The sequence below is a fragment of the Paracoccus sp. M683 genome (assembly GCF_007096355.1).
In the GTDB taxonomy this organism is placed as follows: domain Bacteria; phylum Pseudomonadota; class Alphaproteobacteria; order Rhodobacterales; family Rhodobacteraceae; genus Paracoccus.
Map to the genome: position 1 here is coordinate 1 of NZ_VKDF01000015.1, position 26732 is coordinate 26732.

Annotated in this window: 25 protein-coding genes and 1 pseudogene; 9 read left to right on the plus strand and 17 right to left on the minus strand. The window is 65.4% G+C overall.

Annotation, left to right across the window (positions count from 1 at the left end):
• Positions 1 to 117: transposase domain-containing protein (locus FNJ84_RS18595; protein WP_143794778.1), on the plus strand; the 117-nt coding region annotated here is incomplete at its 5' end.
• 510 nt (positions 118 to 627) lie between these two features.
• Here FNJ84_RS18595 and FNJ84_RS18600 read toward each other — a convergent pair.
• The 15 genes from FNJ84_RS18600 to FNJ84_RS18670 form a co-directional block, all read right to left on the minus strand.
• On the minus strand, positions 628 to 2196 hold the full coding sequence (locus FNJ84_RS18600; protein WP_185968599.1) for an ATP-dependent endonuclease: 1569 nt from the start codon (positions 2194 to 2196) through the stop codon (positions 628 to 630).
• Between the two features lie 279 nt (positions 2197 to 2475).
• Complete coding sequence (locus FNJ84_RS18605) at positions 2476 to 2919, minus strand: CopG family transcriptional regulator (RefSeq protein WP_058096996.1); 444 nt, start codon at positions 2917 to 2919, stop codon at positions 2476 to 2478.
• A 4-nt stretch (positions 2920 to 2923) separates the two neighbouring features.
• On the minus strand, positions 2924 to 4909 hold the full coding sequence (locus FNJ84_RS18610; protein WP_088233777.1) for a conjugal transfer protein TraG: 1986 nt from the start codon (positions 4907 to 4909) through the stop codon (positions 2924 to 2926).
• 25 nt (positions 4910 to 4934) lie between these two features.
• Positions 4935 to 6689 carry a VirD2 family relaxase/mobilization nuclease gene (locus tag FNJ84_RS18615; protein WP_088233776.1) on the minus strand — a complete coding sequence of 585 codons (1755 nt, stop codon included), beginning with the start codon at positions 6687 to 6689 and terminating at the stop codon, positions 4935 to 4937.
• Positions 6690 to 6932: 243 nt separating this feature from the next.
• Positions 6933 to 7697 (minus strand): lytic transglycosylase domain-containing protein, encoded by a 765-nt coding sequence (locus FNJ84_RS18620; protein ID WP_088233775.1) that lies wholly within the window; start codon positions 7695 to 7697, stop codon positions 6933 to 6935.
• A 2-nt stretch (positions 7698 to 7699) separates the two neighbouring features.
• Positions 7700 to 8035, minus strand: coding sequence for a DUF736 domain-containing protein (locus tag FNJ84_RS18625; RefSeq protein ID WP_143794780.1), 336 nt, complete (start codon positions 8033 to 8035; stop codon positions 7700 to 7702).
• A gap of 67 nt (positions 8036 to 8102) precedes the next feature.
• On the minus strand, positions 8103 to 8648 hold the full coding sequence (locus FNJ84_RS18630) for a S26 family signal peptidase (protein WP_058096764.1): 546 nt from the start codon (positions 8646 to 8648) through the stop codon (positions 8103 to 8105).
• Positions 8645 to 9130 carry a DUF2840 domain-containing protein gene (locus FNJ84_RS18635; protein ID WP_058096763.1) on the minus strand — a complete coding sequence of 162 codons (486 nt, stop codon included), beginning with the start codon at positions 9128 to 9130 and terminating at the stop codon, positions 8645 to 8647. The genes FNJ84_RS18630 and FNJ84_RS18635 overlap by 4 nt, the downstream gene beginning before the upstream one ends.
• Positions 9127 to 9381: a hypothetical protein gene (locus FNJ84_RS18640; protein ID WP_058096762.1), complete on the minus strand. Its 255-nt coding sequence runs from the start codon at positions 9379 to 9381 to the stop codon at positions 9127 to 9129. The genes FNJ84_RS18635 and FNJ84_RS18640 overlap by 4 nt, the downstream gene beginning before the upstream one ends.
• Positions 9378 to 10121 (minus strand): site-specific DNA-methyltransferase, encoded by a 744-nt coding sequence (locus FNJ84_RS18645; protein ID WP_058096761.1) that lies wholly within the window; start codon positions 10119 to 10121, stop codon positions 9378 to 9380. Before FNJ84_RS18645 ends, FNJ84_RS18640 begins: the two co-directional genes overlap by 4 nt.
• Positions 10118 to 10771, minus strand: a complete 654-nt coding sequence (parA, locus tag FNJ84_RS18650; protein WP_058096760.1) for a ParA family partition ATPase — start codon at positions 10769 to 10771, stop codon at positions 10118 to 10120. Before parA ends, FNJ84_RS18645 begins: the two co-directional genes overlap by 4 nt.
• Positions 10768 to 11943 carry a replication initiator protein A gene (locus FNJ84_RS18655; protein ID WP_143794781.1) on the minus strand — a complete coding sequence of 392 codons (1176 nt, stop codon included), beginning with the start codon at positions 11941 to 11943 and terminating at the stop codon, positions 10768 to 10770. The genes parA and FNJ84_RS18655 overlap by 4 nt, the downstream gene beginning before the upstream one ends.
• Positions 11944 to 11961: 18 nt before the next feature.
• Positions 11962 to 12243: an AlpA family transcriptional regulator gene (locus FNJ84_RS18660; RefSeq protein ID WP_012092626.1), complete on the minus strand. Its 282-nt coding sequence runs from the start codon at positions 12241 to 12243 to the stop codon at positions 11962 to 11964.
• A 538-nt stretch (positions 12244 to 12781) separates the two neighbouring features.
• Positions 12782 to 14059 (minus strand): hypothetical protein, encoded by a 1278-nt coding sequence (locus FNJ84_RS18665; RefSeq protein WP_058099082.1) that lies wholly within the window; start codon positions 14057 to 14059, stop codon positions 12782 to 12784.
• A gap of 206 nt (positions 14060 to 14265) precedes the next feature.
• A complete protein-coding gene (locus FNJ84_RS18670; RefSeq protein WP_082658174.1) occupies positions 14266 to 14727 on the minus strand; it encodes a cytochrome c in 462 nt (153 codons plus the stop codon).
• A gap of 94 nt (positions 14728 to 14821) precedes the next feature.
• Between FNJ84_RS18670 and FNJ84_RS18675 the strand changes: the two genes are divergently transcribed.
• The 7 genes and pseudogenes from FNJ84_RS18675 to FNJ84_RS18705 all read left to right on the plus strand — a co-directional run bounded on the left by FNJ84_RS18675 (position 14822) and on the right by FNJ84_RS18705 (position 23170).
• The gene (locus tag FNJ84_RS18675; protein WP_233141200.1) at positions 14822 to 15202 is read left to right on the plus strand and encodes a hypothetical protein; all 381 of its coding nucleotides are present in this window, start codon (positions 14822 to 14824) and stop codon (positions 15200 to 15202) included.
• Between the two features lie 73 nt (positions 15203 to 15275).
• Positions 15276 to 16784 carry a multicopper oxidase family protein gene (locus FNJ84_RS18680; RefSeq protein WP_058099084.1) on the plus strand — a complete coding sequence of 503 codons (1509 nt, stop codon included), beginning with the start codon at positions 15276 to 15278 and terminating at the stop codon, positions 16782 to 16784.
• A gap of 57 nt (positions 16785 to 16841) precedes the next feature.
• Entirely contained in the window at positions 16842 to 17813 is a 972-nt protein-coding gene (locus FNJ84_RS18685) for a cation diffusion facilitator family transporter (RefSeq protein WP_088233772.1), read from the plus strand.
• 101 nt (positions 17814 to 17914) lie between these two features.
• Positions 17915 to 20310: pseudogene (locus FNJ84_RS18690) on the plus strand (heavy metal translocating P-type ATPase).
• Positions 20311 to 20430: 120 nt separating this feature from the next.
• On the plus strand, positions 20431 to 20916 hold the full coding sequence (locus FNJ84_RS18695; protein WP_058099086.1) for a DUF411 domain-containing protein: 486 nt from the start codon (positions 20431 to 20433) through the stop codon (positions 20914 to 20916).
• A gap of 164 nt (positions 20917 to 21080) precedes the next feature.
• Entirely contained in the window at positions 21081 to 21491 is a 411-nt protein-coding gene (locus tag FNJ84_RS18700) for a hypothetical protein (RefSeq protein WP_058099087.1), read from the plus strand.
• A gap of 131 nt (positions 21492 to 21622) precedes the next feature.
• Complete coding sequence (locus tag FNJ84_RS18705; RefSeq protein WP_143794782.1) at positions 21623 to 23170, plus strand: DUF305 domain-containing protein; 1548 nt, start codon at positions 21623 to 21625, stop codon at positions 23168 to 23170.
• Positions 23171 to 23296: 126 nt separating this feature from the next.
• On the opposite strand, the gene FNJ84_RS18710 is transcribed toward FNJ84_RS18705, so the two are convergent.
• The gene (locus tag FNJ84_RS18710; protein WP_058099089.1) at positions 23297 to 23701 is read right to left on the minus strand and encodes a DUF305 domain-containing protein; all 405 of its coding nucleotides are present in this window, start codon (positions 23699 to 23701) and stop codon (positions 23297 to 23299) included.
• Positions 23701 to 23907, minus strand: coding sequence for a heavy-metal-associated domain-containing protein (locus FNJ84_RS18715; RefSeq protein ID WP_058099090.1), 207 nt, complete (start codon positions 23905 to 23907; stop codon positions 23701 to 23703). The genes FNJ84_RS18710 and FNJ84_RS18715 overlap by 1 nt, the downstream gene beginning before the upstream one ends.
• A 160-nt stretch (positions 23908 to 24067) precedes the next feature.
• On the opposite strand from FNJ84_RS18715, the gene FNJ84_RS18720 reads away from it, so the two are divergent.
• Positions 24068 to 26629 carry a heavy metal translocating P-type ATPase gene (locus tag FNJ84_RS18720; RefSeq protein WP_143794783.1) on the plus strand — a complete coding sequence of 854 codons (2562 nt, stop codon included), beginning with the start codon at positions 24068 to 24070 and terminating at the stop codon, positions 26627 to 26629.
• The last annotated feature ends 103 nt before the right edge of the window (positions 26630 to 26732 follow it).

Genomic DNA, 26732 nt, shown 5'->3' on the forward strand with positions numbered 1-26732 from the left:
ATCAACGGCGTCGAGCCCTTCGAATATCTAAGGGCCACCTTGACCGCGATTGCCAACGGCCACCCTCAAAGCCGCCTCGACGACCTGCTGCCGTGGAACTTCAAGCCGTCAAGCTAAGCTGACCGTGCTGTTCTGCGACCGCTTACGTCTGTCTTGGCAGAGAGGCCCAAGAATTTCGCGAAATTCCGTGTCCGCGTGCCATGCGCCCGATGGGCTGAAAGCCCCACCTCGACTGCGCAATTCAGAACATGGCGCTCATATCCACCGGATGCCTCGCAGATCACGAAAGGGTTGCTGCCTTTCGTCTTTGCTTTGAGCAAGCGTCTGATCGCGGGCGCGGTGTTTGGGATGGTGACCTGCCGGTCGTCGGGCAGGCTGTGGACGGTTAGGCTCGCTTTAGAAACCTCAAACGCAATGATATTCGTGCGATGGCCTTCGTGGAAGTTGCTGCTCATATGCTTGTCGTGATCCTTGATTATGCACGGCCGCGAAGGCCCCTCTACCGTTCGGATGGCCTGACAGATGTGACGGGTGGCAAGATATTTTGCGACCGCTCGTCGGGTCATTCCTCGGGGAGGCCCGCCCGTCACCAGTTCCTGGGATGGCCGTCCCAGAAACCGTCTGCCTCTACCTTCCCAGAGTGGAAAGCTGAGACAATGACTCACGCATAATCTCGGGGCTGCCATTGTTCTGGAAATCGATGACGGCGACGCCGTGTTCATCAAGGTCGTAGCCAAGGCCCTTGGCGATGCCATGAACCAGATGGTAATCGGACGGGCCCTCCACGAGAAGCCAGCGGCGTGCGAAGAATATTTCGCCACGGATCCGCCGAGCAAATGTCTCCAGCTGCTCCAGTTCCGCGTCCGAGACGAACTCCTGCGATGCATCGGATGCCTTACGCAGCGCGGCGTGGATGGTCTGTGTGTCAGGGCGTCCGCCGTAGGCGATGAGGAGATCGCGATACTGGTTTTGGGGCAGAGCGCCGGACAGCACGAGTTCGTTGAGACCGCGGTCATAAGTGATGAGGCCGGCGGAGGCTGCGATGATGGCGTCAATCTGGGGAACATGCGGGACGGGCGCGCGGAATTGACGGGGGAGAGCGCTTACAGTTGTGCCGTTGGCCTCGACACGGACGACGCGGATATCGCGGAACGGAACGTGCTGTAGGAAGTACGGCGAATGTGTCGTTACGATCTTCTGGCCTGGGAGCTCAGTGATATGACGCCAAAGGCTGCGGGCCGCCTGAGGATGGAGATGTGTCTCCGGCTCCTCAAGAGCCAGGACAGCTGTGCTTTCGGGCCGGTACAGATCGCTCAGGATCAGCTCAACGAAGGCTTTGAAGAGGAACATGACGGAAAGGCTCTGCACGCCTTGACCGTGCCGCGCCAACGGTAGCCACGGTTTGCCGCCCTCCGTCTGATAGATGACCTCCGCCTTCGAGAGGATATCCCATGTATTGAGGGGCAGCAGCCGCAAGTCCGCCTGGCCTGGGACGTCGGTGGCGGCGACGCGGCTGATATGGGAAAGACCGTTGGCAAGATTGGCCAGAAGCGGATCAGCGTCGAGCAAGCGTCGATTCAGAAGGTCGAAGATCCGCTTTGATTTCTGCTCGAGAGGTTCAGGGATTTGCACCGTCCGGAGCAACTTGCCCCAGAACTGGCTCCTTGAGGAAAACTCGTCCGTGACGTCGCGGAGCGCCTCAAGGTAGAAGACGGGCAGAAACTGGAAGAACTCCTGGAGATTGACGGCGCGAGCGCCGCGCCCGGCGAGTGGGTTCCTTTCGACGTTCAGGAATTCCCATCGTGGCACGAAACTCTCTTCGGCCGCTTCCCATGAGCAGCTGACGCGCATGATTATTGACGCGCGGCCGGTCACTGGATCGAGTTGGATGATGTCTTCGAGTTCGCCGTGGAGGTCCTCGGGCCACTCGTTGGCGACAGCCTCCTGGAACTCGACCTCGATAACGACGGGATCGCCGACTTTTGGATCTGGCCTACCGTCGCACAGATGCACATCATATTCAGTGAATCCGGTTCCGCGCTGTCCCCACCGTCTGGTAAGCGCGATGCGGATCGCTTCCAGTATCGCCGACTTTCCGGCGTTGTTGGTTCCTATAAGGACTGTAACCGCGCCAAACTGAATGTCTGCCTCTTTGATAGAGCGAAAGTTTGATATTTTAAGTCTACTTATTTCCACTGCTGAACATCCCTCCCGCCCTTGGCCAACGATACCGAGCGAACAGCGCTTTGCACAGCTTGAACCGCAAGTATCCGCCGAAGGCCGCCGCCGTGTCTTACTGATTGGGTGGATTTCCGTTCGGCAAGAGTGCGGTGTCCGCTTTCGGACATGTCGCCAGGCAGGATCGACAGCGCTGGAATGTCTACTTTGGGCCGGGTCTTCTTCCGCATCCGTGAGGGGCTGCGCCATACCGCAGTCTGCCTGAATGTCGCTGATGGGCTCGAAATGGTATACCAATCAGTGTGTCCCCGCACCCTGTTCTGATCCGGCCACATCCTCCGAGATTTCCTGCCGGAGCTTCGGCCCCTGCGCGAGGCGCCGGCCGAGTGCGGTGATGAACGCCTCATATCGTTCCGCCGACTTGGCCTTCGCGGCCTTCGCCGCTGGCTCAGGCAGCGCCGGCGTTGTCGTGACCCAGAACCGAATGAACACCGCCAGGCTTTCGACGGCGATGCCGACGTCCCGCTCAAGCCGCGCCATGCGGCGGTCGAGCTGGTCGAGGCGCTTGACGACAACCGCTTCGCGCCGCTCGGCATCGTCCGGCGACAGGAACGACGCGATGGCGGCTTCGGCGATCATGGATTGCGAGCGATCCCGGCGTGCCGCAAAGTCCGCCAGCGCCGAGGTGACATCGGGGTCAAGATAGATCGTGATCTTCGATTTCTTCCTGTGGCGTGTCATGGCGCTACAGCTCCATGCCGTCGTTCGGGTCCATGGCGACCTGCCGGGCAATCCCCTGCACCTGGCGGATCATGCGTCGGTTCCGGGCAACATCTTCTTCCACGTCATCGGAAAGATCGGGCTCGAACTCGTTCTCGATGGGCTTTTTCTTCTCCACCGGCTTCACGCGGCTGAGTTCGGGCTGCAAGCGGCGTTCGGATTCGGTCGGATCTTCATCATCCCTCATGTGGTCCTCGTCATCCTCGGCAGGACCGGGTCGCGCCGGGATCGGCAACGCGGTCCAGTCGTCGGCACGGGTTCCTTCCGGGCGCGTCAGATCAGGCGGGGAAAGAACGCGCTCCTGAAACCGGGCATCCTCAAAGTAGCGCGCCTTCGTCGCCCGGATCGGCGGGATGCCCGCCACCATGACGATCTCCTCATGTGGTGGGAGCTGCATGATCTCGCCCGGCGTGAGCAACTGGCGCGCGGTTTCCGAGCGCGAGACCATGAGATGCCCCAGCCAGGGCGACAGCCGGTGCCCGGCATAGTTCTTCATCGCCTTCATCTCGGTGGCGGTGCCGAGGGCGTCCGACACGCGCTTGGCGGTGCGCTCATCGTTGGTGGCGAAGCTCACGCGGACATGGCAGTTGTCGAGAATCGAGTTGTTCGGCCCATAGGCTTTCTCGATCTGGTTCAGCGACTGCGCGATCAGGAAGCTCTTGAGGCCGTAGCCCGCCATGAAGGCCAGCGCCGTCTCGAAGAAGTCCAGCCGCCCGAGCGCTGGAAACTCGTCGAGCATCAAGAGCAGCCGATGCCTTCCGGCATTCGCTTGCAGATCCTCGGTGAGGCGACGGCCAACCTGATTGAGCAGCAATCGCATCAGGGGTTTGGTGCGGTTGATGTCGGAAGGCGGCACGACGAGGTAGAGCGTGGTCGGCTGATCGCCGGCCACAATATCGCTGATCCGCCAGTCGGAGCGGCGCGTGACCTCGGCCACGACGGGATCGCGATAGAGGCCGAGAAACGACATCGCCGTCGACAACACGCCCGACCGCTCGTTCTCGGACTTGTTGCGCAGCTCGCGCGCCGCACTGGCCACGACCGGATGCGGCCCCGCCTCACCCAGATGCGCGGTTGTCATCATGGCGCGCAGGGTGGAGTCCACCGGACGCTTGGGATCGGACAGGAATCTGGCCACACCTGCCAGCGTCTTGTCAGGCTCGGCATAAAGAACATGAAGGATCGCGCCGACGAGGAGCGAATGGGAGGTCTTTTCCCAATGGTTGCGCTTGTCGAGGCTGCCTTCGGGATCGACGAGGATGTCGGCGATGTTCTGCACGTCCCTCACCTCCCACTCGCCGCGACGCACTTCGAGCAGCGGATTGTAGGCCGAGGATTTCGGGTTGGTCGGATCGAACAGCAGCACGCGACCATGGTGTGAACGAAACCCCGAAGTGAGTTGCCAGTTCTCGCCCTTGATGTCGTGGACAACTGCCGAGCCCGGCCAGGTCAGCAGCGTCGGCACCACCAGGCCGACGCCCTTGCCCGAACGGGTCGGCGCGAAGCACAGCACATGCTCGGGGCCATCATGCCGCAGATACTCGCGGTCATATCGGCCGAGGACTACGCCATCGGGATCGAGCAGGCCGGCGGCCTTCACCTCGGGCTTTGAGGCCCAACGCGCCGAGCCGTAGGTGGCGACGTTCTTCGCCTCGCGCGCCCGCCAGACCGACATGCCGATGGCGACCGCGATGGCGATGAAGCCGCCCGAGGCCGCGATGATGCCGCCCTTCGCGAAGATCGGCGGCGCATAGGCTTCATAGAAATACCACCACCAGAAGATCGCCGGGGGATAATAGATCGGCGTCCCGAGCAGTTCGAACCAGGGCGGGCCGAGTTGCGGCTGATAGCCGAGGCTCCAGGCGACATATTGCGTCGCGCCCCAGGTGGTGGCAAGGATGATGAGGAAGACGGTGGTGATCTGTCCCCAGAGAATTTTGGTGGCGGACATGGGCAGAGATCCTTTCCAGTTGAGGTCAGAGGCCGAGGCTGCGCTTGCGCCCAAAATCCCAATCGATGCCGCCATCGTCGCGGGCCACGCCGGAGACGTGACGGCCGATCTGCTTTTCCAGCGAGGGCGACCAGGGCACGAGCTGGAAGCCGAGACCCCCGTCAGGTCCGGGACCCTCGATCATGGCGAAGCGGCCGGAGGCGAGTGCGAAGCGCTGACGATAGGAACCGGCGACATATTCGCCACTGGCGGCGCGCTCGAAGGACATGCCGGTATCTGCCGCGAGCTTCTCGGCGAGGCTGTCGAGTTCGCGCCTGCGCAGTGTGCTGAGCAGTCGGCGCGCGAAGACAACGCGGCCGCCCTGCCGCTCGGCATAGCCCTCGCCGATCAGATGCTCCGCGCGCTCATCCAGAGCCTGACGGACCTCGGCACCAAAGCCGCTGTCCGATAGGGCGATGGGCTCGCGGGCGATGGCCTGCCGATCGAGCCAGGTCGCACCCGAGGCGCCGATCTGCGCGCCGAGATCGAGATCGGAGCGGACGGCAAGCGCGACACGGCGCGCGCCTTGCGCATCCTCATAAGCGCGCAGCTCGACAATCGAGCCGGGCGGGCTGTCGCCAGCGGCATCCAGATGCGGGAGCCTGATATGATGGCTGCGGCCGTCGGCACCATCGACCACGGCATAGGCGGTCCCCTTCAACTCGTCATCAAGGCCGCGTTCGACCAGACGGCCGATAACCGGAACGTCGAGGCTTTCACCGGCGAGGACATAGCTGGCGGAGCCGCGCTCGATGCCGCGTTCGGTCAGGGCGCGGTGCATGCGCTTGATGATGTCACTACGCTCGCCAAGCTCGCGTAGGACCGCTTCAGCCTCGGGCTTGATGAACCACTGCGACTGGCCGATCTGATCGGCCAGCCCGAGGATTTCAAGGGTGCGCAGCCGACCGACCTTCAGCGTGTGGAACTCGTCCTGCGGGTGATCAGCGAGCGGGGCGAGATCGACGATACCGGATTTGCCAGCGTCGCGGGCAAGCTGCCGGTCGAGTTGTGTCCAGCGTTCCGCCTCGATCTGGGCCTCAAGGCTGCGGCGGATGTCGAGATCGGTGCGCGGCCCCAGATCCAGGGTGATGAGATCGCGCGCCCGGTCCCGCATCCCCTCCTTGATGTAGTCTCGGGAAATCACGAGATCCTGCCCGTCGTCGCGGGTGCCGCGCACGATCAGATGGACATGCGGATGCGCCGTGTTCCAGTGATCGACCGCCACCCAATCGAGGCGCGTGCCGAGATCCTTTTCCATCTGGCCGACAAGATCGTCGGTGAAGGATCGGAGGTCGGACATATCCAGCGCGTCGTCAGGCGAGACGATGAACCGGAAATGATGCCGGTCATCACCGCAGCGCTCCGCGAAAGCGCGACCATCGGCATCCTCCGTTCCCGGCCCGAACAGCCTTGCCTTCTCTCCGTCTCGGGTCACGCCGTCACGGCGCAGGTAATCAAGATGCGCACCAAGCGGCGCCGACGACGCCATGTGGCGAACGACGCGTGCCTTGACGACGGCGCCGCGTGTACGGGAGGTGATGAGGCGGTTGGCCTGTACGCTGGCGCGCTGGCCGCGCCCGAAGCGGGAACGATTGCCGGATGTGACGCGACCGGATCGCGAGACGCCGCCTCCGGCCTTCTTCGCGGCGGCAAGTGCCTGCGCGATGAAGGGCCGGGTTTGCTGCGCACGAGTTGAGCGGATGCGCCCCGGACGGATGCGGAACTCGTGCTCATCGGACATGGCACATCCCCGCACGGTGCAAAACAGAGAATAAAATCAGGAAGATGGACGCGAAGCACACGGTGCGCGATAGCGCCGCACGGTGCGAAACGCGCCAGAAACATGAACAAAAACAACCGCCCGCCTGAGCCGCACCGTGCGCGCTTTTATCCTGCCATCTTTCGGTCGTGGTGCCTGCCGCCACCCTCTGCGCCCTCCATGACACGCCAGCGCCCGATGGGATGCGAATTGCGGTGCCGCTGCTCATGGCCGGTCCCCACCGGCATCGCGGGCGACGAACAGCCCCTCCGACTGCAAGGCGGTGAGTGCGTCCGGTGCCGCCGGGACGAGCGAAGGGGCATCGTCCGGCGTGCGGTCGGGGGACGCGGGATCGGCAGCGGAAGCGCCTATTTCACGCGCGACGAAGAGCGCCGCCTCGCGCCAGTCGGGCGGCGGAGCGACCGTCGAGCCGCTGCCGGAAGGCCGCTCGCCGAGCAGGATCGGCGTCAAAGCAGCGACATAGGCGCGCGTCTCGGCAGGCAGCGGACGAGCCGTCGCGCGGTATTCATCGTAGCGACCGGGACCGGCATTGTAGGCCGCGAGCATCGCGGCGACATTGCCGTAGCGATCCCACATCTCGCGTAGGTAGGCGGTGCCCGCGAGGATGTTGTCGCGCGGCTCGAAGGGGTCGCGGCCGAGAGCATGGCGGATGCGCAGCTCCGCCCAAGTCGAGGGCATGACCTGCATCAGCCCCATCGCCCCGGCGGTGGATATGGCGCGCATATCGCCCGCGCTTTCGACCTGCATCACGGCGATGATCCATGACGGCGGGATGCCGAAACGCTGCGAAGCCTCCTCGATATGCGCGCCGTGCGGATGCGCAGCGACCGTGCGATCCGGCACGGTGGTTTGCGCCAGACCGGACAGCGGGGCGATGGTGGAGACGAACAGGCCGGAAAAAAGAAGGAGGATGATGCGGCGGCGGACACCGCATCTCCCCGAAGCGGGACGAGTGCAGGACGTGACCATGATCACCCCTGTTCGTCGCGCTTCTTCGGACGGGTCCAGTGCAGACCCCACTCGCGGCCATCTTCGTCCGACTGGAACAGCCGGGCGCGGATCGGCTGCTGAAAGACGGGATCGTCGAGAAGGACGGAGACGAACGGTCCTGCGCGATCGCCAGAATGTTTCCAGCCTGCGCCGACTTCCGGCCCGTCTTCATCCCCAAGCCGAATTCGATAGGCGGGCGCGTTCTCTGACTCGACATCATCGATCGGAACAAAGGTCAGCTCAAGGTCGAGCGAGAGGGTGCGAAGCTGCCCGAAATAGCCGGACGGGGTGCGGGTAAACTGGCCGATCTGTGCCATGGAAGGCTCCTTTCCTATGCGGTAGAGAAGACGCGGGCCGCTCGCACGCCCCGCACTGGACGCGCCGTCACCGCATCGGCGCGCGCCAGACAAAGCGGCCATCGCCGTCTTCGTCGGTGAAAAGCGGGATCGCGTGGCCGATCACCGCGGAGGCGGGGAGCGGGCCGAAATAGCGGCCGTCGAGGCTGTCGCCGACGTCCGGGTTCATCAGGAAAACCTCGCCCTCGGCGATGACGCGGCAGCCCAGCCAGACCGGCAGGTCTCGGCCGAGGCTGTCGTGGTCGCGCGCCTCGCCGAGCGGAACGCCGTTGACGGAGATGGCGCGGCCAGCGCGACATACGCGCTGTCCGGGCAAGCCGAGGACATGCTTCAGAAGCGGCACGTCGCGGGCGACATAGCCGCGCTTGACCATGAACGAAGCGATGGGTTCGGGTGGGATGACGGCGACCAGATCGGGCACCTCGATCCGCTGAGTGGGCGTGACGGTGTAGAAGCCGATGGGCACGCTGGCCGATGCGTTCCAGACCAGCCTTGGCGCGGTCGGAACGAATCCGGTAATGGCGATCCCGAGCGTGGCAGCCGTTGTCGCCATGACATAGCGAAAGCGCGTCATGGGGCGATCTCCCGGCGCCGGAGCCATGCCTGATGGCGCTCGGCGGTGTAGGGTCGCGGCGCTTCGCCCGCGTTCATCCAATGGGCAACGTGCCGCCAGTGATCGGGATCGACCTGGGCGGGATCGACGCCAATGGCCTCGATCCCGTCGACATGGCGGAGGACGGCCTCGACCTTCGGCCAGCCTTCGATCTTCAGCAGGATTTCGCCGCCCGGACGGGCGAAGGGCAGCGTCTGATAGGACTCGCCCGGCGCAACCGCGCGCAGGATGTCGAGGCGCGAAATGATCGTGCCGTGGTCGTTCGCCGCCCAGCGGACGAACGCGAACACCGCGCCAGGACCGAAAGAGACGATACGGCGGTTGCGGTCGAGGAGCTGCGTTCCCGCCTCATGGCCGAACCTGATCCAGTATTCGGTCCTGCCTTCCACCCAGGTCAGTTCCACGCGGGTCAGATCGTCGTCATGGGCGTCGATGCCGTTCATGGGCGGTCTCCCGATATGTCGGGAAACTCGCGCGCCAGCAGGTCGCGCAGCATGTCGGCGACGGTGATGCCGCGTCTGATCGCGGCGATCTTGATCCGCCCGCGAAGCTCGGGCGTGATGTCAATCGTCAGCCGGGCGGAATGGGCGGTTACGGCGCCATCTCGCGCTGGTCGCGCATCGCCGGCCCTGATCCAGCCTTCGGGATCGGCCGGGCGGGCGGCGAAGCCGCGCTTGTCGGTGCGCGCCGTCATGACGGGCCTCCGTCATGAAACGGCAGCACGGTGGCGATGCGCGCCCGCGCGCGCTCGGCCATGTCGGGGTCGATCTCGCAGCCGATATAGCGCCGGCCGGAAAGCCGGCAGGCTTCCCCGGCCGCGCCGGAACCGGCGAACCAGTCGCCGACCAGGCCACCTTCCGGGCAGCTCGTGCGGATCAGAATTTCCAGGAGCGCCGCAGGTTTCTCGGTCGGATGGATGGCGCGGCCATGACAGTTGCGCAGGTAGATGACCGAGCGCATGAGGCGCGGCCCGCCGTCATGGCTGACGTAATGGCCGGCGTCGATCTTGCCGGTATGGGGTGGGCGCCGCTTGCGCCGGACGGTGCGGGCTGTTGCGTCGGGCGTGGTCTGGACGTCGTTGTAGATGTCGCGCCATGTCGTCTCGGCGGGATAGAACTGCACCGCCAGTTCATGCACGCGCTTGAAGCGGTCGGCATGAAAGCCGGTGCCGTTCTGCTTCTCCCAAACCACCTCCTGCGCGATCCGCAGGCCCGCATCAGTGAAGCGGTCCGCTGTCGCCATGAAGCTGCGCAGCGAACCGAAGACCCAGAGCGAGCCGGTCGGCGTAAGCGCGGCGCGCGCCAGCCCGACCCAGCCCTCGACACGCCGATCCCAGGCGAGCGAGGTGCCGCCATAGGGCGGATCAGCGAGGATCATGTCGTAGGGTGCGTGCCAGGGCATCTGTTCGCGGCAATCGCCGGTGAGAATCGTCATGCCGACGCCCTCCCGATGCCCAGCCGTTCGACCTCGGTAGCCAGTGCTGCGATCTCGCGCGCCGCAGGTGATCGGGCGTCGATCTCACTGGCGAGCCGCCCGGTCTGCGCGGCGTCGGCGAAGACGACGCGCTGGCCGATGGCGCTGGCGAGTAGCGGGGGGTCGTGGTCCGCCAGCGTCTCGGCCGTTTCGCGGGCAATGACGGTGCGCGAGCCGCAGCGGTTGAGCACGAAGCGCGCGACGAGCTGCGGGCGATAGATGCTCGCTTCCGTCAGGAGGGCGAGCATCTCGGCCGAGGCCCAGCCGTCGAACGGCGATGGCTGCACCGGGATCAGCACGAGATCGGCGGCGAGCAGCGCCGAGCGCATGAGGCCGGCGACGCGCGGCGGCCCGTCTATGACGATATGATCGACATCGCGGGCAAGCTCTGGCGCCTCACGGTGCAGCGTATCGCGCGCCAGGCCGAGTGTGCCGAAGGCACGGGGCAGGCCCTCACGCGCGCGTTGTTGCGACCAGTCGAGGGCGGAACCTTGCGGATCGGCGTCGATCAGGGTGACGCGCTTGCCACCCTGCGCCAATTCTCCGGCAAGATGCAGCGCCAGCGTCGTCTTCCCGACGCCGCCCTTCTGGTTGAGGAGCGCGATGATCATTCGCACCCCCCCGGCAGATCGAGAGGCAGGCGGGGTGTATCGGCAGATTCAGGAGCCTCGGTTGCGCCTCGATCAGATGCCGGTCGAGGCGGTGTCAGGGCACATGAGGCCCTCTCCTTCGCGGCTCTACCGAGGTTTCTGGCGGTGTCGCGGATGAGGTTTTCCACATCGCGCGTGCGCTCTTCAAAGTTAGACTCTTTGTTAGACTCTAAGTTAAGGGCGCGATTTCCTGAATGGGTTCCGGGTGTTAAGCCCGGTTTCGGTTCCTGATAGCACGAGCCTCCGGTTCCCGATAGCACGATAGTCCGGGTTCCTGATAGCACGAGGCCATCCACAGGTTTTCCACAGGGCGCGACCGGCTCGAAGGCCAGCAGCATCCGCCCGCCAACCTCAGCTTCGAGAAACAGCGAATAGCCCGGCAGAGGCTGGCGCCGGATGATGTCGCGCAGCTCGAAGGCGAAGCGCTTGAACGGCGACAGGCTGCCGGATTTCTGGTGAAGGTGACGGAAATCGAACCGCCAGCCATCGCGCTGGCGGCCGCCGTGCTTGCGCACCAGGCGATAGAGCCAGCGGTCAAGGCCGCCGGTTAGGTCGAAATAGGTCCGGTCGATGGTCAGCACGAGCGCATCGTCGAGGACGGCCTGGTAGAACCAGTCCGGCACGATCATCTCGATGCCATCGGGTCTGCCGCTATGGTCGGTGCGTTCCTGCCATTCGTTGATCCAGGAGAAGCGATGCCGGCGCCCTTCGACCGGCTGGCGGATCGAGGTGGAAATCGTGGTCGATTGCAGCCGGTCGAGCGCCGCCTTCAGGCGCTGATAGTCGCGCAAGCCGGTGCCGCGCCCGACATAGGTGAGAATCTCGTAGGGCGTGGCGGCCATCAGCCGGGAGGTGCGAAGGCCGCTGTCGCGGGCTTCGACGATCTGGCTCGCCGCCCAGATCAGAATATCGGCGTCCCAGATCGTGGCCATGCCGTGATCGGGAACAGCCTCGACCCGGATGGAGACATTGCCGGCGGCGAAGTCGATGGGCGCGATGCGCTTCGACTTGGCGAGGGAGAAGAAGGGATAGGCCATGAGATCCTGCGCGTCTCGTGGCGCGAAATCGCCGGGGAGCGCCCTGAACAGGTCGAGTTGCCCGCGCTCGGAAAGGGATCGACGTCGCACCGTCATGAAGAAAACCGCGAGCGGTCAGCGGGCGTAACGACCAGCCTGCGGGCCGGACGGAAACGCATGACGCTTGGCGGGCAGCACGGAGCCGCGCGGATCGGAGGTGGAGGTCACCGCGCCGCGCTCGGTCCAGGCCTCAAGATCGTCGATGGCATAGACCACACGGCCGCCAAGCTTGCGATAGGCTGGCCCGGTTCCGTAGGTGCGGTGTTTTTCGAGCGTCCGGGCCGAGAGGCTGAGAAAGGTCGCGGCCTCTTTGGTCCGTAGAAAACGCGGCGGCAGGACGACGGGTTCATGTGGCATGATCGGGCCTCCGTGGTGTTGCAAACGGCCACTGCGGATCAGCGGCGGGCAATGACCACGGTGGCGAAGGAAGACCGGCGAGGTGCAGGGCGAAGTTGGGGGGTATCGAAATCGCCCACCATCAGGGGCGAAAGATACCCCCTCCGTATCCGCGACGAGAGCAGCACGGAACTATTCTGAGGGCGATAGCTCGATTTATTCTCCCCCTCACGAACGCCACCGGCATCGAAGTATTCGGGCCGGCGATCCCGAAAAGCCGAAAAGCACACAATTTCAGCTTGCTGTAAGAAATTCACCAACCGGCACAGTCATCAGGTCAGGAGAGTATCGGTCCGGAGAAACCGCTTCCGGACCTCATGGCAGCGGGGTCAGTGTTCAGCCGCCCGAATAGCCCTCGAAAACAACGAAAAAATCCGGCCGCAACCGGATCGGGAGAACGCTTTCGCGAGGGCAAGTGCCGGAGGGGATGCGCCTGATGTTGAATGCTCCCCAAATTAATGCATTGATATATTAAAGCCAAACCCCGCCAGCTCACGCTTCAGATCACGAACACGGGCGCGAAGCCGCCCCCTGGCGTCCTGAAGTTCGTGGTCTGACCTTGATAGAGGCGCGCGGCCACCAGAAGCACCTGGCCATCATATGTATACAGACGCACGTCCATTTTGCGCGTCTGGGGTATCTCGTCGATCCTGATCATGCGCTCGCTGGGGCGGACCAGCGTCTGAGCAACGTATCCGCCCTCCGCGATCTCCGCCCAGACCCCTTTCGTCAGCTTGTCGCCACGATATACCGCCTTGCCGCCATGTCCGCCGGTCGGCTTGAAGAACAGGTCCCTGCGGGATTTCCAAAGTGCGTCAGCGTTGTCAGGACTGACCAGCACGGTGCGTGGAACGGCATCAAGCAGGGCGCGAAGTCTCGGTTCCACGCCCCAGGCCTCCAGCGTCGCGGAATTCGAAAGAAGCGAAAGGTTGCGCTTGTCTGCAAGGAGCGCGTGATTGTGCGGATTCGGCGTCACGACCACCGCGCCATCCCGGTAGGCTTCCTGCAATGCCTTGTGCTCGGGCTGATCGAAGGCGAAATCGGTGACCCGGTTGTAAACGAGGTCGATTGTCTTTCCATCGGCGCTGAGCCGACCATCGTCGTAGCGAAGGTGACTGGCGTCGGCGATGATCGCGTCTACCCCTCGTGCCGCGAAAACTTGCCCCGCGAGCACGAACTCGGGGTAGAGATACTGTTCCGGCGGACTGTCATCGACGATGGCGATGCGTTGTGGCGCGCCCGTTCCCCGCTGCCGAATCCATTCGTTCTGGAACATGCGAAACGCCGCGTCCTCGAACGATGGCAGCGTCGGGGGGATATCCATTTCGGTGCAACACGCGCGCTGCGCCCTCGCAAGAAAGGCATTGAGAAACGCCCCGCCGGCGTTGGTATTGATTTCGATCAAGCGGGGGCCGTCTTCGCCAAGATGGAAGTCGTAGCCCATCAATGCCCCGAGCGGGCCATGATCCGCCCGCGCGATTTCCGGCACCCAAGAGAGGACTGCGGCCTTGTATGCCGCGAGTTGGGCGGTGGTCTCCACAGCCACTGCGATCGCGCGCATCTCATTGACGGCGGTGGCCGAAAGGAACACCGGCACGTGCGAGAACAGATGGGCCTTGGGGCGGATGAACGTCTCGAAGAACGCCGGATCACCGGCCTCGCGCTCCATCGCTTCGCGCAGCGATGGAAGGTCCAGTGTAACGCAGAAGCAGCTCTTGTTGAGCCGCTCCGTGCGGTCATGAACCCGCTTCGATGAACTGGAGCCGGGATTGTTCATCGAGGGAAAACCCGAGGCGGCGCCAAGATCGAGCGCGCTTCAAATGCCAAGTAAGCCATGAATAATCCCACGAACATCCCTCCCAAAGGTTTCGCCATCAGGTCGATCCAAATATGCCGCTTCTGTTCGGCGGCCTCAACTGTGACCGGTGGGCCTCGGGAAATTGCACTGCCGGTCGCACGGGCAGCTCCATCCCGAAGGTGCCATCAGTGTGGTTGCGACACATTCTCCTGGTAGGTCCGCTCGCGCTCTGGCCAGGTGCTCTTGATATAGGCGAGGACAGCCCGGATCTCGGCGTCGCTGAGAAGATCGGCAAACCCCGGCATGTCGCTCTCATAGCCGCCCCCGACGATGGCGGCCGTGCCTTCCCTGACGATGCGGAACAGGATGTCATCGGGATGGTGCCACGTGTGGCCGCCGGCATCGTGCGGTGGCGCCGGGAGACGTCCGGATGGAAGGGGCGTCTTCCAGTCCGGCTGCCCCTCGAGCTGCGCACCGTGGCAGGACGCACATTGGTCCGCATAGACCTGCCGGCCCTGTTCGATGACTTCTGCGGATGCCGCGGCGGGGGATACCGTGCGGACCTGATGCCACCCAACGAGGATCGCCAGGATCAGGCCGCCGAGGAGCAACCCGAGCCACAAGATATTACGGAGTTCATTGCGCATGAGTTGCATGACTGCTGGTGAAGAATTTCAATCGGCTACATGCCGAAATTGAATTACTGCCAGAGGCGCGACGCCGGGGGCAATGGACATTCCCGTGACCAGCGCCTATCTTTCCGGCATGTTCGCGCGCCTCGTCACCATGCTTGCCGTCCTCGCGATCGCCGTCATGACGACGGCGACGTCCGCGCACGCGGCGCGCTTGAGCGCAGAACCGGATCACTCGGTGCATGTCGGCGAGATGATGCAGGTTGCGGCCGGCAGCGAAAATCCCTGTGATGGCGACCAGCACTGTGGCTCAGGCGATGCCGAAGCCTGTGAGTTGCTTTGCGTAGGTTTTTCGGTCTTCCTGACCTCGCCGAGCGAAGGCTCTGGCAGCGATTACGCGCCTGCCAGCCATGACCTGCCGACCGGTGCAGTGCTTGCCAGTCGGGCACCTGGGCTGAACGAACGACCTCCCAAGCTCCGTCTCCTCTGATTGCGTCCGGGCTGGAGCCCGCGGCGTTCTGTCGGTTTTGATGAACGGGACAGGCTGTCCCGAGGAGACGACCATGAATACCCTTTCACGACGCGGCTTTCTTGCCGCTGGCGCAGCCGTGCTGGCCTATGCGCATCTGCCCCGGATCGCGGCCGCGCAGGGCGCCGCCCCGCTATCATTGCACGCCGCTAGCCGGACGCTGGACATCGACGGTCGCGCCGCCACCGTCTGGGGTCTTTCCGGACCCACCGGACAGGGCCTGACACTCAACCCCGGCGCGCGCTTCCGGGTGGATCTGCGCAACGATCTCGATGTTGACACGCTGATCCACTGGCACGGCCAGATCCCGCCCAACGCGCAGGATGGCGTGCCCGACATGCCTTTGCCGATGCTCGCCCCCGGCGAGACACGCGCCTATGACTTCGCGCCGCTGCCCGGCACCTACTGGATGCACGCGCATGTGCCGCTGCACGAAATGCGCCTTCTGGCAGCACCGCTGATCGTGCGCAGCGCCGAGGATATCAGCGCCGACCGTCAGGAAGTAGTGCTTTTCCTGCATGACTTCTCGTTCAAGGCGCCCGAGGAAGTGATGGCCGAGATCCTCGACGGCCATGGGACGGCAGACGGCCATGGAGGCGGCCACGGCGCGGGCATGGGCGGCATGGCGGGTATGGATCATGGCGCCATGGGGAACATGCCGATGGAAGGCATGGATCACGGCGCCATGGGCGGCATGATGGGGATGGGTGCCATGGACGCCATGGCGATGGACCTCAATGACTACGACTGGGACGCCTATCTTGCCAATGACCGCACGCTGTCGGACCCCGAGGTGGTGCAGATCGAGCGCGGCGGGCGCGTCCGCCTGCGTGTGATCAACGCCGCCGCGGCGACAGTGTTCTGGATCGAGACCGGCGAGGCGCAGGCGCGGCTTGTTGCGGTGGACGGACATGCGGTTCAGCCGGTTTCTGGCACGCGCTTCGGCCTGGCCATGGGCCAGCGGCTCGATCTGGAGATCGACCTGCCGAACGAGGGCGGCGCTTGGCCGATCCTCGCGCTGCGGGAAGGCGCGCGTGAGCGCACCGGCCTGATCCTTGCCACGCAGGGTGCCGAAATCCGGCGCATCGATGCCGTGGCTGAATCGGAAGCCCCCGCCTTCGACACCGATCTGGCGCAGGAGTCGCGTCTGCTCGCGGCGGAGGCGCTGCCGGATCGGCCGGTGGACCGCAGCCATATGGTGATGCTGGGCGGCTCGATGCAGCCCTATGTCTGGACGATCGACGGAGCCGTCTGGGGACAGCATCGCCCGATAGCCGCGCGCAGTGGTGAGCGGGTAGTGCTGTCCTTTCACAACATGTCGATGATGGGTCACCCGATGCATCTGCACGGGCATGTCTTCCAGGTCGTCAGGCTGAACGGACGTGCGGTCGCGGGCGCGTTGCGCGACACGGTCTATGTGCCGCCGATGTCGATGGTCGATGTGGCGCTCGACGCCGGTGAGGCGGCGCGCTGGATGTTGCATTGCCACCACATGCCGCATCTCGAAACCGGCATGATGACCGAATTCGCGGTCAGCGCATAGGCCAAACCTAGAACGCCGGATCCCGGCGTTCTCCCTCAGCAACAAGGAGGCGGACTCATGTCGATGTCTCACGGCGGCCATGCCGGTCACATGCCCGTGGGCGGCGATCGCAAGGCGCTTGTCATCTCGGGCTGGCTCACCGGCCTTTACTTTGTCATCGAGCTGGGAATCGGCATCTGGACGGGCTCGGTCGCCGTCATCTCCGATGCCTTTCACACCTTCTCGGCCGTGGGCGGCGTGCTCATCGCGCTGGTCGCGCTACGCTTGACCGAGCGGAAATCCAGCCCCGCGCGCACCTTCGGTTATGTCCGGGCCGAGATCCTCGGCGCCCTTTTCAACGGCCTGTTTCTCGTCGCGATGGCGCTTTTGGTGCTGTGGATGGGCGCGATGCGCCTCATGGAGCCGATCGAGCTGGCCACGACGCCGATGCTGTTTGCCGCTGCGGGCGGGATCGCCACCGAGCTTGTCGCGCTCTGGCTGCTGTACGAGCGCCAGAAGGGCAACCTGAACATGCGCGGCGCCTACTGGCACATCCTGCAGACCTTCGTCGGCAGCTTCCTGATCATCATCTCTGCGCTGGTGATCCGGTTCACGGGCTTTATGGCCATCGATCCTCTGCTTGGCATGGCCTTCGGACTGGTGCTGCTCTGGGCCTCCTGGGGCATTCTGCGCGAGGCATTGCACATCCTGCTGCAAGGCACGCCGGAAGACCTCGACCTGGAAGCCGCCATCGAGGCCATCCGGCAATTGGAGGGGGTGACGGACGTGCATCACGTCCATGCCTGGAGCCTGACATCCGGGCGCAATGTCTTCTCGAGCCATATCTGCGTTCGGAACTGGCAGGACGGCGAGCGGGTGCTGCGGCAGGCGAACAATCTTCTGCGCCAGCAGTTCAACATCTACTTCTCGACGTTGCAGATCGAGGAATACTGTCTCGATGGTGAGGAGACCGCGGCCGACATCGACATCACGCGGTCACATGCCGGGTCAGGACGGGCCAGCGTCGGAAAGGTCCACGGTAGTCACTGACGGCAGGAACTCCGGAATCCAATCACCTCTTGACCTTCCAGCGATTGGAAGGCGCAGAACAGACGAAACGCAAGCTCAGGAAACGCCGAGGAGGCGTGAACATGACCAGCAAGACGGAACACGATCACCAGAACCAGACTCACGCCCATTCGGCCCACGGACATGTGCATGATCACGCGCATGACCACGCAGCCGCCGCGCAGGACGACACGCACAAGGTCAAGGACCCGGTCTGCGGAATGATGGTCGATCCCCACACGACCCAGCACAAGGCCGAGCATGCCGGTCGGCCATATTACTTCTGCTCGGCCGGGTGCCGGGCGAAGTTCTTGGCCGAGCCGGAACGCTATCTCGATCCGGCCGCCGCGGCGGCCAAGGCAGAGCCGGTTCCCGAAGGGACGATCTACACCTGCCCGATGCACCCGGAGATCCGGCAGGTCGGGCCCGGATCATGCCCGATCTGCGGCATGGGGCTGGAGCCGGTTCTGGTCAGCCTAGAGGCAGAGCCGAATGTAGAACTGATCGACATGACGCGCCGGTTCTGGATCGGCCTTGCTCTGACGATCCCGGTGTTCGTCCTCGAGATGGGCGGGCATCTTTTCGGGCTGACCCACGCCATCGGTCAGCAGGCCTCGAACTGGCTGCAACTGCTCCTCGCCACGCCAGTCGTTCTCTGGGCGGGCTGGCCATTCTTCCAGCGCGGCTGGCAGTCGCTGGTCAACCGCAGCCTCAACATGTTCACCCTGATCGCCATGGGCACCGGCACGGCCTGGATCTACAGCGTCGTGGCGACGCTGGCGCCGGGCATTTTTCCTGACCAGTTCCGCCAGCCCGACGGCTCGGTCGCGGTCTATTTCGAGGCGGCGGCGGTCATTACCGTGCTCGTGCTGCTCGGGCAGGTGCTGGAGTTGCGCGCGAGAGAGAGCACCAGCGGCGCGATCCGCGCGCTGCTCGACCTTGCCCCCAAGACCGCCCGGATCATCCGCGACGACGGCACCGAGGAGGAGGTTCAGCTCGACACCGTTCATGTCGGCGACCGCCTGCGGGTGCGGCCCGGCGAGAAGGTTCCGGTCGATGGCGAGGTGCTCGAGGGTCGCAGCGCCGTCGATGAATCGATGGTGACCGGCGAGTCGATGCCGGTGACCAAGGAGGTCGGCGCCACCGCCATCGGCGGCACCATGAACCAGTCCGGCGCGCTGGTGATCGAGGCGAAGAAGGTCGGCCGCGACACCATGCTGTCGCAGATCGTCCAGCTTGTCGCCGAGGCGCAGCGGAGCCGCGCGCCGATCCAGCGGCTGGCCGATCAGGTCTCCGGCTGGTTCGTCCCGGCGGTGATCGTGGTCGCGGTGCTCGCCTTCATCGCCTGGTCGATCTGGGGTCCCGAGCCGCGCTTCTCGTTCGGTCTCATCGCGGCGGTCTCGGTTCTGATCATCGCCTGCCCCTGTGCGCTGGGGCTGGCGACGCCGATGTCGATCATGGTCGGCGTCGGGCGCGGCGCGCAGGCGGGCGTGCTGATCAAGAACGCCGAGGCGCTGGAGCATATGGAGAAGGTCGACACCATCATCGTCGACAAGACCGGCACCCTGACCGAGGGCCGGCCCGCCGTCACCGCCATCGTTCCGGCTGCTGGCTTTACCGAGGAAGAAGCCTTGCGCCTTGCCGCCAGTGTCGAACGCGCCAGCGAGCATCCGTTGGCGCTGGCCATCGTGCGGGCGGCCGAGGAGCGCGGCCTTGAACTCGCACCGGTCGCGGATTTCGACTCACCCACCGGCAAGGGCGCGCTCGGAGTGGTCGAGGGCAAGCGCATTCCCCTTGGCAATGCCAAGTTCCTCGCCGAGCAGGGCGTCGATGTCGCGCCGCTGGCCGATGAGGCCGACCGGCTGCGCGAGGACGGCGCAACCGCGATCTTCATGGGGGTGGACGGGCAGGTTGCGGCCATCTTTGCCATCGCCGATCCGGTCAAGCCATCGACGCCCGAGGCGCTCGCCGCGCTCAAGGAGCAGGGCATCCGCGTGGTGATGCTCACCGGCGACAACTGGACCACGGCGAAGGCCGTCGCGCGCCAGCTCGGCATCGACGAGGTCGAGGCGGAGGTGCTGCCCGACCAGAAGAGCGCGGTCGTGCAGCGGCACAAGGCGGCGGGCGAGGTGGTGGCGACGGCGTCAACGACGCCCCGGCGCTGGCCGCTGCGGACGTTGGCATCGCCATGGGCACCGGCACCGATGTGGCGATGGAAAGCGCGGGCGTCACATTGCTCAAGGGCGATCTGACCGGCATCGTCCGCGCCCGCAAGCTGTCGGAAGCGGTCATGGGCAATATCCGCCAGAACCTGTTCTTCGCCTTCATCTACAACGCTCTGGGCGTGCCGGTCGCGGCCGGGGTGCTGTATCCGTTCTTCGGCATCCTGCTGTCGCCGATCATCGCGGCGGCCGCCATGGCGCTGTCCTCGGTCAGCGTGATCACCAATGCCGCTCGGCTGCGGAGGGTGAAGCTGTGATGCCCGCTGGCGCGCCTCTGCCGGCACCATGCCGCAGCATGCAAGCACCTGCTCACCCCTTCGTGCGTCGCGCCCGGACCGTGACGGCGAGATAATGAATCCATGAAACGAGGTTTGACGATGAGAAACGATCACCCCATCAGCCGGCGCACCGTTCTGGCCGCTGCCGGCGCGCTGCCCCTGCTGATGTCCATGCCAAGGCGGGGACATGCCGAAGCGCTGCCGCTGGTGAGCGTCAGCAAGGATCCATCCTGCGGCTGCTGCGATGGCTGGGTCGCGCATATCGAGGCCGCAGGCTTCCCGGTGAAGGTGGTAGAATCCTCCGATATGGACAGCCTCAAGCAGCGGCTCGGCGTCCCGGCCGAACTGGCCTCCTGCCACACCGCCGAGGTGGGCGGCTACGTGGTCGAGGGCCATGTGCCTGCCGCAGCCATCCGCCGCCTTCTGGCCGAGCGGCCTGACGCGACGGGGCTGGCCGTTCCCGGCATGCCGGCCGGCTCGCCCGGCATGGATTTTCCGGGCGTCGATCCCGAGCCCTATGAAGCGTTCCTGTTCGGCCCGACCGTCCGGAGCTTCGGGCGCTTTCTCGGTCCACGGGAAATCTGACACGGGGCTGCCGACATGATCGCCCGACTTGCGAATGATCCGAAACAGCACCTGGCCGAGGCGGCTTGCCTCCGTCAGCGGGGCGGTCTCGCGGCGTCGGGTGGCGGGAGACGTGAACGCGACATCGCACTGGCCCGGCGTGCCGCCGGGAAGGAAAGTGGCGCATGACCGGGCGGGTGCGAGCTGCCTTCCGGGTGAGATGCGGTCGATTGCGCCAGTTTGCGGTTTGCATCCTGCTGCTTGCCATCGGCGCCCTGGTTCTGCAGGTCCCGGTACATGCCGGCCCCGCCGGACACGCCATCCACCAGCAGCAGGTCGCCGCCACGGCAAGCCACTGCGCCCAGCCTCACCTGCCGGACGAGCATGGCGCAGATCAATCGGCAGGCTGCCTGAACGAGGACAGTGGCCAGGGTCCGGCGGACTGCTGCCAGATCTGTCTGGCCGCCGCGGTTCTCGTCGCGCCGCCGACGTTCGGCCCGTCCGTGAACGGTGAGGTTTTCACGGTTGTGCGCACTGATCCGCACGACCGATCACCCGAAGGCATCCTGAAGCCGCCACGTCTCATCGCTGCGTGATGCGCAGGGATCGCCGCGAGGACGAGAGACGTCTCCGGCCGCTCCGCGCAAACCCGAAAGACAAACGAACAGGATGGAGAGCCGCGCCCGCAAATCCGGGCCGGTGCTCCGGAACCAGAGGATGAAATCCAATGAACCGAACAGCAATCGTAATCGCCCTTACTGTCAGCCTGCTGGCAGGCCTGCCAGGCGCTGCTCTCGCGCAGGCCGGACATGACACCCATCACCCGGGAACCCCGCCCGCACAGGCGGAGCAGGCGCCCGCGCCAACGCCGCCTTCAGGCCAGATGCCCGGCATGCAAGGGATGATGCCCGAGCAGTGCCAGGCCATGACCCCGGAATGCATGGGCGCGATGCGCCAGATGATGCAGGGTGGGATGATGCAGGGGATGATGGGCGCGCCGAACGCCGGGGCGGCCCCGGTTAACGAAAGCCTTCCGGATTTCACCCGGGCCTACGTCGAATCGATGAATGAAATGCACGGACCGATGATGGACGGCGTCATGGCCGACGATCCGGATGTCGCCTTCGTCCGGGGCATGATCCCGCATCATCAGGGCGCGATCGATATGGCCCGGATCGTCCTGCAGTATGGCGACGACCCGAAGACAAGGGAGGGGGCGGAGCAGATCATCGCGGTGCAGGAAGGCGAGATCGCCGAAATGCAGGCATGGCTGGAGGCGAAGGCCGGCGAGGCACCTGCGCCCTTTGGTCAGACCGGCGGGACTGTCTGGTCCGCCAATGAAGGCGGCAATTCCATCAGCGCCATCAATCTCGCCACCGGAGCGGTCGACACGGTTTTGATCCCGATCGCGCCCCACAACGTCGACCTGACGCCTGACGGCAAGCTGCTGTTGGCCGTTGGCGATCCTGCCGTCGAAGGGGATCACGGGTCGGACGGGCATGGGCACGGCGGGGACGGTGCGGCCGAGGGTCTGTTGGTCATTCTCGATCCGCAGAACCTCTCGGCGCCCAAGGCGACCGTCGCGGTAGGCTCGCACCCGGCCCATGTGGTCGCTGACCGGCAGGGGCGCGCCTATGTCTCCTTGGCCGGCGGAGACGAGATCGCGGTCGTCGATCTCGCACGGGCCGAAGTCATCGGGCGTATCGCGACGGGGGACTATCCGCACGGCCTACGGCTCAGCCCGGATGAGACCCAGCTTTACGTGGCCAATGTCGAGGACGGGTCCGTGTCCGTCATCGACACCCAGGCGCTGTCCGAGGTCGCGCGCATTCCGATCGGGACCGCGCCGGTTCAGGTCGGGTTCACGCCCTCGGGCGATCAGGTCTATGTCTCGCTGCGCGACGAGAACCGCGTCGCCGTGATCGACACTTCAACCCGCGAGGTGACGAACAGGATCGACGTCGGGCCGAACCCGATCCAGCTCATCGCGACGCAGGATGGGAAATTCGTCTATGTCGCCAATCAGGGCACCGAGGCCGAGCCGAACGACACCGTATCCGTGATCGACACCGCAATCGGTCAGGTGGTGAAGACCATCACCACCGGCCGCGGCGCCCATGGAGTATCGGCATCGGCGGACGGGGTCTATGTGTTCGTGACCAACATCGCCGACGATACCGTGTCGATCATCGACGTGGGGAGCCAGGAAGTGGTCAAGACAGTGCCGGTTGGCGATCGCCCGAACGGCATCGTCTACGGCGGCCCGGCGCGCTGAGCGATCGGCGCCGGAGTTCGCTCCGGCGCCAGCTACCGGCCAGGCACCGAGCCGCGGTCGGTCAGAACAATAGGGCCCGCCGTCTCATTGGCGGGCCCTCGCTATCCCTTGGGGGGCGCGAGCCTGTTACTGACCGCGGGCGGCCAGCCACTCGCGCATCATGGCGATCTCGCCCTCCTGCGCCGCGATCACGTCTTCGGCGAGGGCACGGATCTGCGGGTCCTCGCCGTGTCCCAACACGACGCGCGCCATGTCGATGGCGCCCTGATGGTGCGGGATCATGCTGCGCATGAAATCCACGTCGGCGTCGCCACTGAACTCGACGGCCATCCCGGCATGCATGCGGTCGTTTGCGGCCATGTAGGCCTGAACTGCCGGGCTGTCGGAGGCAGCCGCACCATGCGCGCCATGACCCATGTCCGAACGATCCGTGATCGTAACGCCTTCATCCACGATCTGCGATTGCGCAACGGCCAGTCCGCCCGCGGCGGCAAGCGCGGTCGCCATGAACAGAACGGACAGCTTGTTCATCAGGCGACCGTCCCCACCGGCGCGACGGGAAAGCCCGCCTCGGCCAGCGCGGCCTCGAAGGCGGCGCGGGGCTGCCCGGAGGTGACGACGACCTTGCGCTTCGGGGGATCGGCCTCGACGTTCGCTGCGGGATCAACCGTGTGAATCGCCCTGGTCACGCCGCACGCGCAGCCGCCGCAGGTCATATTTTCAATGTGGAACTGCATGAGTGCCTCCTGTGGTTCGTCTCATGCAAGGTGAGATAGGGTTTCCCATCGTTGGAAGGTCAAGAGGAAAGAATCGATCCTGACAGGTCTTGACCTTCCAGCGATGGGAACCCTTATTTCCCTTGGCGGATGATGGAATAGCTTCAAGGAGACCCCCTTCATGACCGCCCCAGCGCGAGATCGCGAGCCCGGAGCCGGCAGCATCAATCTGCCCCCGATCAGCCTGTCCATCGAGGGCATGACCTGTGCCTCATGCGTGGGCCGGGTCGAGAAGGCGCTGCGGGCCGTGCCCGGCGTCGCCTCGGCAAATGTCAACCTGGCCACCGAGCGCGCCGACATCCGTCTCAGCGCGCCGGTCGAGCGTGCCGCGCTGGTGGGTGCGGTGGAAAGCGCGGGCTATGACGTGCCCAAGCCCCAGGGTGCGGTCGAGATCGCCATCGAGGGGATGACCTGCGCCTCTTGCGTGGGCCGGGTCGAAAGGGCGCTGCAGGCGGTGCCCGGCGTTGCTTCGGCGACCGTCAACCTCGCCACCGAGCGCGCGACCGTCACGGGCCCGGCCGATGCCGGCGCGTTGCTGCGGGCCATCACCGAAACCGGCTACGAGGCGCGGCTGATCGACGGCGGCGGGGCCGATGAGGCGCAGGCCAACGCCCGCAAGGAGGCCGAGCGCGAGACGCTGCGGCGCGACCTGATCCTGGCGGCGGCGCTGACCCTGCCGGTCTTCGTCCTCGAGATGGGCAGCCACCTCATTCCCGCCGTCCATGACCTCGTCGCGGGCACCATCGGCATGCAGGCCAGTTGGTATATCCAGTTCGCGCTGACGCTGCTGGTCCTCGCCATCCCCGGCATCCGCTTCTACCAGAAGGGCCTTCCCGCCCTGTTCCGTGGCGCGCCTGACATGAACAGCCTTGTCGCGGTCGGCACGCTGGCGGCTTTCGGTTATTCACTTGTCGCCACCTTCGCCCCCGGCCTGCTGCCGGCGGGCACCGTCAACGTCTATTACGAGGCGGCAGCCGTTATCGTGACGCTGATCCTGCTCGGCCGCTATCTCGAGGCGCGCGCCAAGGGCCGCACCTCCGAGGCGATCACCCGCCTTGTTGGCCTGCAGCCCAAGACCGCGCGCGTGCGCCGGGGCGGCCGCGTCGAGGACATCGCGGTGGCCAACGTGGCTCCCGGCGATCTCGTCGAGGTCCGTCCGGGCGAGCGCGTCCCCGTGGACGGCGAGGTGGTCGAGGGCGAGAGCTGGGTGGATGAATCGATGATCACCGGCGAGCCCATCCCCGTCCAGAAGCAGGCGGGCGCTGCCGTGACCGGCGGCACCGTGAACCAGAAAGGCGCCTTCGCCTTTCGCGCCACTGCGGGCGGCGGGGACACGGTGCTGGCGCAGATCATCCGCCTGGTCGAGGAGGCGCAGGGCTCGAAACTGCCAATCCAGGCGCTGGTGGACCGCGTCACCATGTGGTTCGTCCCGGCCGTCATGGCGGTGGCGGCGCTGACCTTCGGCATCTGGTTCTTCTTCGGTCCCGACCCGGCGCTGACCTTCGCGCTGGTGAACGCCGTCGCGGTCCTGATCATCGCCTGCCCCTGTGCGATGGGCCTCGCCACGCCGACCTCGATCATGGTGGGCACCGGGCGCGGCGCCGAGATGGGCGTGCTGTTCCGCAAGGGCGAAGCGCTCCAGCTGCTGAAGGATGCCAGGGTCGTGGCGGTGGACAAGACCGGCACGCTGACGGAAGGCGCCCCCGCGCTGACCGATCTGGAACTGGCCGCCGGGTTCGAGCGGGCCGAGGTCCTGAGCCTCGTCGCCGCGGTCGAGGAGAAGTCGGAGCACCCGATCGCCCGTGCGATCGTGGACGCGGCCGCCGGGGAAGGCCTTACGCTGCCCGCCGTCTCGAACTTCGAGTCGGTGACAGGGTTCGGCGTCAGGGCCGTGGCCGGCGGCAAGCCCGTCGAGATCGGCGCAGACCGCTACATGGCCGAGCTTGGCCATGACGTGGCCGGTTTCGCCAAGATCGCCGAGCGTCTCGGCAACGAGGGCAAGTCGCCCCTCTACGCCGCGATCGACGGCAAGCTGGCGGCGATCATCGCCGTGGCCGACCCGATCAAGGAGACGACGCCGGCCGCGATCGCGGCGTTGCACGACCTCGGCCTGAAGGTTGCGATGATCACCGGCGACAACCGCCGCACGGCCGAAGCCATCGCCCGGCGGCTAGGCATCGACGAGGTCGTGGCCGAGGTGCTGCCCGAAGGCAAGGTCGAGGCCGTGCGCCGTCTCAAGACCAGTCATGGGACGCTGGCCTATGTCGGTGACGGCATCAACGACGCCCCGGCGCTGGCCGAGGCGGATGTGGGCCTTGCCATCGGCACCGGAACGGATGTGGCGATCGAGGCCGCCGACGTGGTGCTGATGTCGGGCAGCCTCAAGGGCGTGCCCAACGCCATCGCGTTGTCGCGCGCGACGATCGGCAATATCCGGCAGAACCTGTTCTGGGCCTTCGCCTACAACACCGCGCTGATCCCGGTCGCGGCGGGCGTGCTCTACCCGGCCTACGGGGTTCTGCTGTCGCCGGTCTTCGCCGCCGGGGCGATGGCGCTGTCCTCGGTCTTCGTGCTCGGCAACGCGCTCCGCCTGCGCCGCTTCACGCCGCCGATGGGGACCGATCCGACGGCCCCAGCGACCGCCAGCCCCGCCATGTCCGGCCGGCTTGCACCTGCCGAGTGATCGCCACCCGCGCCGACCGGGGCGCCAGAGTGCGTCCCGGTCATTCCCCTAGCCTGGAAGACCGTCATGACCAATATCACGCACGTCACGCACGACGTCATCT